Here is a 13,311-nt window from a genome sequence, read left to right as displayed (position 1 = left end):
TCCTTTTTATTTTAAGTTTATATATGAAAAATGGTATAAATTTACTATAATAGAGATGAACGAAGGTGATTAGATGAATGAAAAGGGGAAAGCTGCTCATAGTAACTATGTACGAAGTGTGTATTTACAAATTGTAGCTTTAGCATTAATTATGCATCTAATCTATTTATGTATTTTCTATTTATTAAACTTTAATTTTTTAGTAGTTTACAATCTGTTTAGTGTTATTTTTTATGGAATCATGCTGGTAATAATAAATAAAGGCTATTATCGAACTGCAGTATTATCGGTACATCTTGAGGTTATCACATTTGTTGGAATTACAGTTTTTACACTTGGATGGGAAAGTGGTTTTCCCTTGTACTTATTAGCAATGGTATCGCTAGTATATTTTTGGCCATTTAAAAATTCAAGATGGGCTTATTTATGTGCAATTATTGAAGTGTTTATTTATATTATTATTAGAATAATCAGTTCAACCCAAGATGCTCCAATATATATAATTTCCGATAAAAATATTATTTTAACTCTTTCAATATTTAATGCAGTTTGTTGTTTTATTGTTATGATATACAGTGTTTTTATTTCTGATGTTTCTTCAAAAGCAATAGATAAATTAAATGAAAATTTACAAGAAATAGCTGATAATGATCAGTTAACAGGACTTAGAACACGTCATTATCTATTTGATAGTTTAAATTCATCTCCTAATTTAGATTGTAATATTGTAATAGGCGACATTGATGATTATAAGATTATTAACGATACTTATGGTCATTTATGTGGTGATTATGTATTACATAGTTTAGCAAATTTGATGAAAGATAAGATACCTGATGATATTGATATATGTCGTTGGGGTGGTGAAGAGTTTGTTTTCTTATGTTTTAATACAAATAAAGAAGAACTTACTTATGTAATTGAACGTTTTAATAATCTCTTAAGGCAGCACTCTTTCATTTATGAGGGTAATGTTATTAAGATAACGATGACTTTTGGAATTTCAGATACGATGAAAGCAAAGCATTTAAATACTATGATAAAGTGTGCTGATGATCGTTTATATAAAGGAAAACGTTGTGGAAAAGATCAGATAATTGTAGATGATAAAAAGTAAAGAAGTGTGATTAGCGCTAGTTATGGCAAATCGCTTGACTTCTTTACTTTTTATCTTTATTAATTATTTTATTAGTAAAATATGTAATTAACATAATAATAATAACCATCCAGATGGTCCAGGCAAAAATACTGACCATATCAATTTGTGCTCTAGCAAAATACAACTGTTTACCAATTCCTTGATTTGAGGAAACAAAAATTTCAGCCATCACACCGACCTTTAAACTTTGTGGTAGAGCTGTTTCAACGGCTGAGACGATATACCCTTTGATTAAAGGGAGATAAACATGAATTAGATTAAATTTAAATGGATGGTGATAGAGAATCGTAACATCATTTAAATCGTTACTTATGTTTTTAATACCGTTAACAGCATTATTATAAAATACTGGCAAAATCATCAATAAAACAATGATGATCAATGCAGTCAGACTTTTAAACCATACCAATAAAATTAAAATATAGGCAATTTGAGGGATAGTTTGTAAGAATGAGAAAATTGGAGCTAAGTATTCATTAACACTTTTAAACAAGCCACTAAAAACGCCTAAGATGGTCCCAACTATTAAAGCTAAAAAGAAACTTAAAGCAACACGTGATAAAGTTGCTCCAATTGCGATATAGAAGGATTGACTAGTTGCTAGGTTGAACATTTGGTTAAAGACTACAAGTGGTAAAGGCAAGATTACTGCTTTATCAATTGATAAAGCAAAACCTTGCCATAAACCAATAATTAATATTAAAGTAATTATTTTACGTCTCATGAACTTAACATATTTTTATTATAATCAATGTTAAATAATTTTAAGAAGTCTTTAATTTGCTCAGAACATTCACTAGCTTTTTTATAATGGACATTTTGACGATCGATAGATTTAACTGTAATTTCAACACTTGGCAAACTCAATGTCTCGATACCAATTTTTTCTAGATAGTCTTTTAATCCATTGTAATCATTATTAGTGAACTGATCGATTGCTTCAAATAGTTCATCATAGTTGTTATTTTCTTTAACAAAGATAGCGGCTTGAGGATAACCATCTTTACCGTATTCTTTTTGTAAATCAGCAATAATTGAAAGTTCAATTCCTGCTTGTTTAGCTTTAGCAATCGTTGCACTTGCAAGTGGTTCAGCTAACATTCCAACTTGAATGTTGCCCGATAATAATTGTTGTTGTACTAATGTTGCTGATTGATAGTACTTAGGAGTCAATGAAGTATTAATTTTTACAGTATCAACGATTTTTTGAGGAACTGCACCTTCACCGAATAAACCCAGTTCGCCAGTCTGATTTAATGCTTCGTTACTAGTTCCAATATAGTATAAATTACCCCAGGTAATAACCCCTTGAATACGATAATCGGTTTGTTCGCTAGCAATCAATTTAGCACCTAAATTAATTGGGGCAACAATAATATCGTAATCACTGCTATTTTTTGATAATTCAGCAACAAGCTGATCGCTACCATCAACAAAATCTATTTTTCCTTTTTTACTGATATTTTCATACTCACTGACAAAGGCAAGTGACGGAGCTCCCGCAGGACATAGTATTTTAACTGTATTGGATTTATCTTTAGTTTCTGTATTTGAACACCCAATCATCGTGAATATCATCATTAAACATAATAAATATTTAATTATTTTCTTCATATATTCCCCCCTAACGATAATTATTTAAACCGTTCTTTTCTTGTATAATGTGTGTGTAATAAATGATGTGCTTTTTCGCTGTTTGGTTCACCTAAGAAATCAGCATATAATTTTTGAATTTGTGAATTCTTATGGGATTTTCTAACAGGTAATGCTAAGTCTTCATCATACAACGCTTTAGCACGAGCTTGTTTCCAGTCAAAACCGCTATTACGAGTTAAAGCATTAACATATGATTGACCACCACCGTTAACACATCCGCCAGGACATCCCATGATTTCAATGAAATGATATTTAGATGTACCGTTTTTAATTTCTTCGAGTAAAGGTTTAGCTAGAACCATACTATGGGCAACTGCAACATTTACTGTCATATCACCAATTTTTAAACTAGCTTCTTTGACTCCTTCTTCACCACGAACTGCATGATAGTCTAAATTAGTTAAGTCTTCTTTTGTTAAAACATCAGTTACAGTTCTTAAGGCAGCTTCCATTACACCACCACTGGCACCAAAGATAACTCCGGCACCTGTGTATTCACCGAACATGTCTTGATCAAAATCTTCGTCTTTTAAATCACGGAAATTAATCCCAAACATTTTAATTAATTTACCTAACTCTCTAGTTGTTAATACCGCATCAACATCTTTTAAACCATCAGTTAAGTTTTCTTCACGTTCTTTTTCACCTTTTTTAGCAACACAAGGCATAATAGAAACAACATAGATATCTTTTGGATCAAGGTTATTTTCTTTTGCATAATAAGATTTAATCATTGAACCTAGCATCATATGTGGTGATTTACAACTTGATAAATGATCTAATAATTCAGGATATTCGTGTTCAATATAGTTTACCCATCCAGGACTACAAGATGTAATCATTGGTAAAACTCCATCATTGCTGATACGATGGATAAACTCGTATCCTTCTTCCATTATGGTCAAATCTGCACCAAAATTTGTGTCATATACTCTATCAAAGCCCATTAATTTTAAGGCATGGACCATTTTACCAGTTACTCTAGTTCCTATTGGCATTCCAAATTCTTCGCCTAAACTGGCTCTAACTGCTGGTGCAGTTTGCACTACAACATGTTTACTGTCGTCATTTAAAGCCGCAATAACATTATGGACTTCTTCTTTTTCTTGTAACGCTCCAACTGGACAAACATTGATACATTGTCCACATTGCATACAGTTGACATCATTCATACTCTTATCATAAACTGGACCAACTTTAGTTTTGAAACCACGATTCATAAAGCCTAGGATTCCTAAACCTTGGGTTTTAGCACATGTTTCAACGCAGCGGCCGCAAAGGACACACTTTGAAGTATTACGAACGATTCCAGGCGAAACTTCATCAAAGGTAGGAGCTGTTTTTTCGCCAGCAAAAGCATCTTCGCGGACTCCTAATTCTTGACAAAGTCGTTGTAATTCGCAGTTTGTATTACGGATACAAGATAGACAATCTTTAGAGTGGTTAGAAACAATTAATTCTACGACTCGACGTCTTGCATCTAAAGCTCGTTGAGAATTAGTTTTAACTACTAGTCCTTCTCTAACAGGATAAACACAGGCAGCGCATAATGTTTTTGCACCTTCGATTTCAACTTGGCAAACACGGCAAGCACCTGTTCCTGTAACATCTTTTAAATAACATAAAGTAGGGATATGGATTCCGTTATTTTTGGCTGCTTCCAAGACTGTTTGGCCTTCATATGCCTCTACCTCACGGTTGTTGATAGTCATTTTTATTTTCGACATTCCTTACACCTACTTTCTTTCAATTACATTAAAGTGGCATGCTTTAATACATTGACCACATTTAATACATTTTTCTTGATCGATAACATATGGAACTTTTCCAAGTTCACCACTGATTGCTCCAACTGGACATTGTTTAGCACAAAGACCACACTTACGACATTTATCTTCATCGATTTCATATTGTAATAATTCTTTACATACCCCAGCAGGACATTTTTTATCAACGATATGTGCAATATATTCGTCTCTAAATTGATGGATCGTAGAAAGTACAGGGTTAGGAGCAGTTTGACCTAAGCCGCATAGAGCAGTATCTTGAATTGTTGAAGCTAGTAATTCAAGTTCATCTAAAGTTTCCATTGTTCCTTTACCGTCACAAATTTGTTCAAGCAATTCTAGCATTCGTTTGGTTCCTACACGGCAAGGAGTGCATTTACCACATGATTCATCAACAATAAAATCCATATAGAAGCGGGCTACATCGACCATACAGTTGTCTTCGTCGAGAACGATCATTCCACCTGATCCCATCATTGAGCCAAGTTTTACTAATTCATCAAAACCAATTGGTGTATCTAGTTGTTCTTCAGTCAAACAGCCACCTGATGGACCACCTGTTTGAACTGCTTTAAAGCGTTTGTGATTTGGGCAGCCACCACCAATTTCATAAATTACTTCACGTAAAGTAGTTCCCATTGGAACTTCAACTAATCCAGTATTAACAATTTTTCCTCCAAGGGCAAATACTTTTGTACCAGGTGATGTTTCAGTACCAATGCTCCTAAACCATTCAGCACCATGTTGAATAATTTGAGCAATATTGGCATATGTTTCAACGTTGTTAATAATAGTTGGTTTTCCCCAGACCCCTTTATGGGCAGGAAATGGTGGTTTCGGATTAGGCATTCCCCGTTCACCTTCAATTGATTGAATCAAAGCTGTTTCTTCACCACAAACGAAGGCTCCAGCTCCTAAACGTAGTTCTAAATCAAAATCAAAACCACTCTCAAAAATATTTTTACCGATTAGTCCTAGCTCACGTGCTTGCTCTAAAGCTGTATTTAAACGTTCTACGGCAATAGGATATTCAGCTCGAATATAAATATATCCATGGTTAGCACCAATTGCATAAGCGGCAATAGCCATTGCTTCAATAACACTGTGGGGATTTCCCTCAAGAATTGAACGATCCATAAATGCTCCAGGATCACCTTCATCAGCGTTACAAATAACATATTTTTCTTTACCGGGTTCATTTAAAGCAAATTGCCATTTAACTCCAGCAGGGAATCCACCACCTCCACGGCCGCGTAATCCACTAGCTTTAATTACATCTACGACTTCTTGTGGAGTCATTTCGCTAACTACTTTAGCTAAGGCAAAGTAGCCATCTTTCCCGATATATTCATTAATGTTTTCTGGGTCAATTACACCACAATTATGAAGGGCGATTCTTTTTTGTTTATTATAGAATTTAGTATCATTTATATCATGAATCTCTTTTGTTTCTTCATCAGATTCATTTAACATTAAACGATGAACTGGACGACCTTTATAGAAGTGTTCCATAACGATTTCTTTAACATCAGAAACCTGAACAGTTTTATAAATGATATTATCTGGATAGATAGAAATATTTGGACCAACTCCACATAATCCTAAACAACCAGTTCTTAAAACTTCAACTTCTTTTTCAAGCCCAAGAGCTTTGATTTCTTTTTCGAATTCCGTGATTAGCTCACCTGAATTACCGATTGTACAACCAGTTCCAGCACAAACTAACACTTGGGTTCTTTTTGTTGGCATCTTACAACCTCCTATTTCTTATAATGTCCGACAGTATACTCGTCGATTATTTCATCATGTTTTAAGTGTTTTTCAGCAATTTCTTTAGCTTTAGCAGGGTTTACTAATACATATGTTGTTTTATTGTCATCGCGATCAAACACTTCTACGATTGGTTCTAGAGTGCACATTCCAATACATCCAGTTTGTAATACTGTTGCAGGTAATTTTTCTTGGGCAACAGTTTCTACTAAAGTGTTTAAAACAGGACGCGCTCCTGCTGCAATCCCGCAAGTTGCCATTCCTACGACAACCCGATATTTTTGTTGTTCATCTGTTCGCATTGACATGTTGCTTTGAGCAGCATCACGAAGTTTTTTTAAATCTTCTAAGGATTTCATAGTTGCAATCCCTCCTTTATATATTCTTTTAACCAGACAATTATCTCTGGTTGATTAATTGGAACACCCTCAAGAATTTTTTTAATTTCTTGAGTGTCTAAAATAAATTCTAATTTATCACTTGTATATTTAAATAAATAATTAATTTTTTCATCAGCTTGAATCAAAGTAATAATTGTTTCAACAATATTTCCCATTGGTGGCGTATCCAAATGATTTTTAATAAATTCACCAGTTACATGAGTACCTTTTCCAACTTCGGATTCGATTTTAAAGGTTCCTCCAGTAGCTTCAATGTTTTCCTTAAACATTGGGACTCCAAGACCGACTTTTCTAGTGGTTCTTGTTGTATAGAATGGATCAATAACATTTTTTACAGTTGTTTTGTCCATCCCAATGCCATTATCAATAATTTGGATATTAATAATATTTAATTTACTGCTATCGTGAATAATGATCTTGATCAAATTAGCCTGAGCTTTTATTGAGTTATAAGCAATATCGAGAATATTCATTGCGATTTCCTGCATTATATTTTCCTCCACAGTTGATAAAAATCATCTTTATTAATTTGATTGACTGGTTCATTGATAGCTTCTAAATTATGAGCATCGCTGTTATAAAAGACATGTTCACAACGCACAGAAGGGCATCTTTTTTTTAGTTCTTTTAATTCCCTTAAATTACCAACTTCAATACCATCATAAGCTAAATCATCGGGAATTCCTTGATATATCTCATAGATTCCAAATTTTTTAGCTAATACATGAGCTAAAACAGCTATTCCATTAAAAGAATGGATTGTCTCAATGATTTGATATATATCTAGATCAAGGGAACTGATCAATAAATTGTCTTCATGATCGATAATTTCATCATTGACATTAAAGATATATTGATTGCCATAATAATCGGGATTATTTGGAACTTTTATTAAATAACTGTCGATCCATGCTTGAATCGGTTTTAAATCGGTGTCTTTTAAAAAGTAGGCGAGAATATGAATCTCTTCTTTACTCTGTAATTCAACACCATGGATATAATCAATCTTGCCTTTTAAGATTTCATGATTGATGATTTCTTCTAAGTAGTTTTGTTGTTTTAAAGAATTATGATCAGTAATTGCAATTAATTCCAGACCTTTAATATAAGACATATTAAAAATGTTATTGATTGTCATAGTATCATCGCCACAAGGAGAGAGAGCTGAATGAATATGCAGATCGTAATACATTTTAAAGACCTAAAGAAATTAATTGTTTACAAAGATGATAAGCATCAAGCTGACTAATAAATAACGGAATTTCTAATTCGTCAGCTTTAGCGATGGTATCTCCATCCGGAAAACTATTTTGGACAAAGATAATTCCAGCAAAATCATTTAATTCAGCTACTGCTACAACATTTAAATGTTTTTGGACAGTCAACCATAAAGCACCTTCCTTACCATTTGCCATAACAAAACTTAACAAATCTCCAATATATACATTTTCAACAATATTAGTCAAAGGTGCTTTGTTTATTTGTTTGATTTCTAGTTGAAGTATTTCTTTGATATTCATACCATCACCTTCTTTTTACTCGACATAATGAATCATCAACCTCACCACTAGCAATTCGTGAAGCTAGACCGCGACAATTTGCGAATCCACAGCTGCCACAATCATATTGAGGTAAAGTTTCTAAAATAGCATTTACTTTATTAAACCAAGCTAAGCGTTCTTTGAAATTCTTTTCATTACCACTTGTTATTTCATGTGCTTTGATATAATCTTTTTTATCTAACGAAGCTAAATTACCATTACAATCATCGATCATGCTTTCAATATTAAAGCAGCCTTCAAAAGGATTAGACCATAAATAATAGCCGCCGATACATCCTTGGAAACAAGCAAATAATGCCATTAAATCTACATGTTTTAGTTGATCAAATTCAATTAAATCCAAGGCTTTTCTAATTTGTGATAATCCTTCAACACTGATTGCTGAAAGTCTTTTATCTCCATAAAGATCACCAACAATACTTTTTACTCCATATTCATTGATTTCAAGTTCTTCTTGTGAATCATTTTTAAATTGATTTATCCGTGGAAACATTTGTGAAACACTTAAGGCATAATCGATATTTGAATCTTCATTACCAAAAGGTTGTTTAGCAAGTGTTAATTTTCCAACACACTCACATAAAGAATAGATAGCAATATCTTTCTGTGCGTATTTTTGCCGTAATTTTTTAGCAGCAATCTCAACAGGATAATCATATGGTAGTAAATGATCGATCAAAGTAGGGTAATCATTAATAATCAGTTTATTAATTGTCGGGCAAAATGATGTTAACATTACTTCTTCACCATTTTTACTATCTTTTAAACCCTGTTTATATAAAAGTCCTTCAATATCACTATATTGAACTACTTCATCAAATCCAAACTCCTTGATTGCATGAGCAATATTTTTTATCTCATCATATGTTTTTAAATCAGATAAGATTGCAGTAGGAATCAATGCAATATTGTAATCATGTTTTTTTAAGGTGCTTTCAAGATCGATATTTTTAATTCTTAATACTTTCTGGTCACATGCCTGAATACAAATGTCGCAATTAATACACTTATCTTCATCGATAATTACTTGTTCATTGACAATTGAAATGGCATCCATAGGACATGATTTAACACATTTAATGCAGTTTTTACAACCACTGCCTAAATAACTAATAACTTGCTTCATTAAAATGTCATCTTGATGTGGGTTCCCTCATTTGAAGAAGTAATTTCAAAGGTAGAAGCCACACTTTTCATGTTGTAAAGACCCATTCCGGCACCAAAACCTAATTCCCGTGCTTTGGGTGAGGCCGTTGAATAACCGGGTGTTTGAGCAAGGTTTAAATCTTCAATCCCAGGACCAATGTCATCAAAAGCTAAATGAACAATACCGTCATCATCAATTTCAAAAGTAACTGTTCCTCCATCGGAATGAATTGCAATATTGATCTCAGCTTCATAGCAAGCAATCGCTACTGCTTTTAGAATTTTTCGGTCAATTCCTAGGGCTTTTAGAGTCCTTTTGATATCACTTGATGCTTTCCCGGCATCTTGATAATTATCTTTTTCTACTTGATAAGTTTTAATCATCGTCGCATTCCTGCCTCGTATAGCTTGCCGCAAGCTTCAAACATTGTTTCATCAGTTTGGAAGAGATTAATATGAAGATTTTTAGCCATATCAACAATTGTCATGTCTAGTGGCTTTCCTCTAACAAATAAAATTGTATCAATATCTAAAACTTCTGCTGTCCTTAAAGATTGTACGTTGGCTAGACCAGTAATAAATAATACTTCTTCGGTTTCGTTTTTCAATAATGCTAGAGCATCTGACATTAAATCAGAAGAGAAGCCCTTTTTATAGTCTTTTTGATAGATTGCTTGATCATCAATATATATTTCCTTCGCTTTTAGTATATCGACAATCTCTTTAACTAACATGGGGCTTCTTCTTTCAAATAATCTAAGACAAGCATTTTTAAATCTTCTAATTGTTTAGTACATCCAAAAACAATTCCGTCAACACTGACAACTGGCGCAAGACCACAGGCACCAACGCAGCGTGTTGCATCAATTGAAAATAGTCCATCAGGACTAGTAGAATTTACTTCGCATCCCGTCATTTCACAAAGTAAGTCTAGAATAGTTTGGGAACCATTGACATAACAAGCTGTTCCTAAACATACGGCGATAACATGTTTACCTTTAGGTTCAGTTGTAAATTGAGAATAGAAAGTGACTACACCGTATACTTTAGATACTGGAACACCAATTGTTTCAGAAATTTTTTCCATTGCTTCAAAAGGAATATAGCCTAATTCGTTTTGAATCTCGTGAAGCATAAGTTTCATTGGACCTTTTTCATCTTTGTGCTTAGCAACGATTTCGTCAATTTTATCCAAATATTCTTGTTTCAACTTTTTCATTTTTACACCTCTTTCTTTTTTATCATTTGATTTAATTATAACATAAGTTGAAAGCGCTTTAAATACAATTAAGTCAAAAGTACCATATATTTGTAAGTTATAGCGATAGATAAAAAAATATATATTTGATAAATATGCTAGAATATAAACACAATTTATCTTTTCTATGTTAAAATAATCACTAAGGAGATATTGGGATGAATCTATTACATTTAAAATACGTGATTGAAGTTGCAAAAGCCGGCTCAATTAGTAAAGCTGCCAGCAATTTATATATGAATCAGCCGCATTTAAGTAAAACAATTAAAGATCTGGAAGAAAATATGCAGATAATTATTTTTGAACGAACTTCAAAAGGAGTTATTCCAACAAAAAAAGGTGCTGAATTTATTGAACGAGCTAAAAGTATCATTATGCAGGTAGAAGAGATGGAAGCCATGTATCAAGGATATGATGATAAGTCTGTTCATTTAGATATATGTGTACCGCGGGCTAGTTATGTCGCTAATGCGTTTACTAATTATTTATCGATGATTAATTTTCATGATAAAAATATTAAGGTTAATTATCGCGAAACGAATTCTTTTGATACAATCAAGGATGTTTATGAAGGAGAAGCAAATATTGGAATAATTCGCTTTCCTATTGATGAAGAGAGTTATTTTCTCCATTTATTAGAAACAAAGGAACTAAATTTTGAAAAACTATATCAATTTAATTATCAATTATTATTTTCAAATGAAAATCCGTTATCATTTAAAGAGATTATTTATCTATCTGATCTAGAAACCCAAATAGAAATTACACATGGGGATACAGCTTTACCATCATTACCGATCGTAGCAACCAATCGTAATGATGAAACACGTCATAGTAAAAAAGAAATTTCGGTATATGAACGGGCTAGTCAATTTGAGTTATTAAATCATCTACCTCATACTTTTATGTGGGTGTCACCGATTCCTCAAGAAGTTTTAAGACGTTTTAATTTAGTTACTAAGGAGTGTCAAGAAAATAAAATGAGTTATCAAGATCTGTTGATTACGAGAAAAGGATATCGTTTGTCGAAAGAAGATGAGGGCTTTATTAGAGCAATCAAGTGTAGTATTAAAGAAATTAATATCTAGGTATACATAAAAAGGGATAGGGCTATTCCTTTTTTGTCTCTTCATAACTAAATATGTAAGCGCTATAATTTATTTATGGAGGTGGTCTGATGCAAAGATTTACATTACCTAGAGATTTGTATCACGGAAAAGGTTCGTTAGAAGCTTTAAAATCTTTAGAAGGAAAAAAAGCGATTATTTGTGTCGGTGGCGGAAGTATGAAAAGAAATGGTTTTCTTGATCGTGCTATCGCTTATTTAGAAGAAGCTGGAATGCAAGTAAAACTATTTGAAGGGATTGAACCTGATCCATCTGTGGAAACAGTGATGAAAGGTGCTGCAGTCATGGAAGAGTTCCAACCTGATTGGATCGTAGCTATGGGTGGTGGTTCACCAATCGATGCTGCTAAAGCAATGTGGATTAAGTATGAATATCCGGAAATTACATTTGAAGAAATGTGTAAAGTTTTTGGTATTCCTAAACTAAGAAAAAAAGCACATTTTTGTGCAATTCCATCAACTAGTGGAACTGCTACAGAAGTAACAGCATTCTCAATCATTACAGATTATGAAAAAGGAATTAAATATCCAATTGCTGATTTTGAAATTACACCAGATGTAGCAATTGTTGATCCTGATTTAGCTGAAACAATGCCACTTAAGCTAGTTGCGCATACCGGTATGGATGCGATGACGCATGCGATTGAGGCATATGTTTCAACTGCGAATTGTAATTACACTGATCCATTAGCGATTCATGCCATTGAAATGATTCAAGCTAATTTAGTTAAATCATACAATGGGGATATGGGTGCTCGTGACGATATGCATGATGCCCAATGTTTAGCAGGACAAGCATTCTCTAATGCGCTATTAGGAATCGTGCATTCAATGGCACATAAAACTGGTGCAGCTTTTGTTGATCAAGGTGGTCACATTATTCACGGGGCAGCAAATGCAATGTACTTGCCAAAAGTTATTGCCTTTAATGCAAAAGATGAAACAGCTAAAAAACGTTATGGTGTAATTGCTGATTATATGCATTTAGGTGGAAATAGTGATGATGAAAAAGTAGCTTTATTAATTGCATACTTACGCAAAATGAATGATGAATTAAATATTCCACATTCAATCAATCATTATGGAGCTGATGGATTACCGGCAGATACTGGTTTTGTTAGCGAAGATGTATTCTTGGCACGAGTTGATAATATTGCAGCACTAGCAATTGAAGATGCTTGTACAGGTTCTAATCCAAGAATTCCAACTCAAGAAGAAATGGTTGAGTTGTTAAAAGCTTGCTATTATGACAGCGAAGTAGATTTTTAAAAAATAAAAACTTTTTAGCGATTTAGACAAGGAAGCAAGGGCCTTGTCTTTTCTTTTGTTTTATCAAAAGAATATACTATAATTAGTTGAATAAAGAGACTTATTTGTAGTAGAATAACCGTTAGTTAAGAAAAAATCATTGTGAGTACAGTGATAAAAGTAAAGCAGGTGAATGAA

At 33.0% G+C, this 13,311-nt stretch carries 15 protein-coding genes; 3 read left to right on the top strand and 12 right to left on the bottom strand.

Translation table 11 applies throughout. The features are described 5' to 3' along the window. Positions 1-73 precede the first annotated feature (73 nt). Complete coding sequence (locus tag EYR00_RS09785) at positions 74-1,117, top strand: GGDEF domain-containing protein (RefSeq protein WP_003536600.1); 1,044 nt, start codon at positions 74-76, stop codon at positions 1,115-1,117. 43 nt (positions 1,118-1,160) lie between these two features. On the opposite strand, the gene EYR00_RS09780 is transcribed toward EYR00_RS09785, so the two are convergent. The 12 genes from EYR00_RS09780 to EYR00_RS09725 are packed head-to-tail and all read right to left on the bottom strand — an operon-like array spanning position 1,161 to position 10,700. Beyond that, the gene (locus EYR00_RS09780; protein ID WP_003536601.1) at positions 1,161-1,883 is read right to left on the bottom strand and encodes an ABC transporter permease; all 723 of its coding nucleotides are present in this window, start codon (positions 1,881-1,883) and stop codon (positions 1,161-1,163) included. Next, the gene (locus EYR00_RS09775; RefSeq protein WP_003536602.1) at positions 1,880-2,773 is read right to left on the bottom strand and encodes a hypothetical protein; all 894 of its coding nucleotides are present in this window, start codon (positions 2,771-2,773) and stop codon (positions 1,880-1,882) included. The genes EYR00_RS09780 and EYR00_RS09775 overlap by 4 nt, the downstream gene beginning before the upstream one ends. Before the next feature lie 20 nt (positions 2,774-2,793). Beyond that, positions 2,794-4,542, bottom strand: a complete 1,749-nt coding sequence (locus EYR00_RS09770) for an NADH-dependent [FeFe] hydrogenase, group A6 (protein WP_003536603.1) — start codon at positions 4,540-4,542, stop codon at positions 2,794-2,796. 9 nt (positions 4,543-4,551) lie between these two features. Next, positions 4,552-6,351, bottom strand: coding sequence for an NADH-quinone oxidoreductase subunit NuoF (locus EYR00_RS09765; protein WP_003536604.1), 1,800 nt, complete (start codon positions 6,349-6,351; stop codon positions 4,552-4,554). A gap of 11 nt (positions 6,352-6,362) precedes the next feature. Then, a complete protein-coding gene (locus EYR00_RS09760) occupies positions 6,363-6,731 on the bottom strand; it encodes a (2Fe-2S) ferredoxin domain-containing protein (RefSeq protein ID WP_003536605.1) in 369 nt (122 codons plus the stop codon). After that, entirely contained in the window at positions 6,728-7,261 is a 534-nt protein-coding gene (locus EYR00_RS09755; RefSeq protein WP_008791439.1) for an ATP-binding protein, read from the bottom strand. The genes EYR00_RS09760 and EYR00_RS09755 overlap by 4 nt, the downstream gene beginning before the upstream one ends. After that, positions 7,261-7,965, bottom strand: a complete 705-nt coding sequence (locus EYR00_RS09750) for a PHP domain-containing protein (RefSeq protein ID WP_003536607.1) — start codon at positions 7,963-7,965, stop codon at positions 7,261-7,263. Before EYR00_RS09750 ends, EYR00_RS09755 begins: the two co-directional genes overlap by 1 nt. Position 7,966: 1 nt before the next feature. After that, complete coding sequence (locus EYR00_RS09745; protein WP_003536608.1) at positions 7,967-8,293, bottom strand: hypothetical protein; 327 nt, start codon at positions 8,291-8,293, stop codon at positions 7,967-7,969. A 4-nt stretch (positions 8,294-8,297) separates the two neighbouring features. Then, on the bottom strand, positions 8,298-9,461 hold the full coding sequence (locus EYR00_RS09740; protein WP_003536609.1) for a [Fe-Fe] hydrogenase large subunit C-terminal domain-containing protein: 1,164 nt from the start codon (positions 9,459-9,461) through the stop codon (positions 8,298-8,300). Continuing rightward, complete coding sequence (locus EYR00_RS09735; RefSeq protein ID WP_003536610.1) at positions 9,461-9,865, bottom strand: ATP-binding protein; 405 nt, start codon at positions 9,863-9,865, stop codon at positions 9,461-9,463. The genes EYR00_RS09740 and EYR00_RS09735 overlap by 1 nt, the downstream gene beginning before the upstream one ends. Continuing rightward, positions 9,862-10,215 carry a hypothetical protein gene (locus EYR00_RS09730; protein ID WP_003536611.1) on the bottom strand — a complete coding sequence of 118 codons (354 nt, stop codon included), beginning with the start codon at positions 10,213-10,215 and terminating at the stop codon, positions 9,862-9,864. Before EYR00_RS09730 ends, EYR00_RS09735 begins: the two co-directional genes overlap by 4 nt. Continuing rightward, positions 10,209-10,700, bottom strand: coding sequence for an NADH-quinone oxidoreductase subunit NuoE family protein (locus EYR00_RS09725; protein WP_008791440.1), 492 nt, complete (start codon positions 10,698-10,700; stop codon positions 10,209-10,211). Before EYR00_RS09725 ends, EYR00_RS09730 begins: the two co-directional genes overlap by 7 nt. A gap of 197 nt (positions 10,701-10,897) precedes the next feature. Between EYR00_RS09725 and EYR00_RS09720 the strand changes: the two genes are divergently transcribed. Next, positions 10,898-11,827: a LysR family transcriptional regulator gene (locus tag EYR00_RS09720; protein ID WP_003536613.1), complete on the top strand. Its 930-nt coding sequence runs from the start codon at positions 10,898-10,900 to the stop codon at positions 11,825-11,827. Positions 11,828-11,916: 89 nt separating this feature from the next. Next, positions 11,917-13,134 carry an iron-containing alcohol dehydrogenase gene (locus EYR00_RS09715; protein ID WP_003536614.1) on the top strand — a complete coding sequence of 406 codons (1,218 nt, stop codon included), beginning with the start codon at positions 11,917-11,919 and terminating at the stop codon, positions 13,132-13,134. Positions 13,135-13,311 lie beyond the last annotated feature (177 nt).

The sequence above is a fragment of the Thomasclavelia ramosa DSM 1402 genome, from assembly GCF_014131695.1.
In the GTDB taxonomy this organism is placed as follows: Bacteria; Bacillota_I; Bacilli_A; order Erysipelotrichales; family Coprobacillaceae; genus Thomasclavelia; species Thomasclavelia ramosa.
Note: the sequence above shows the minus strand (reverse complement) of the source record. Positions and strands in the feature narration are given on the sequence as shown.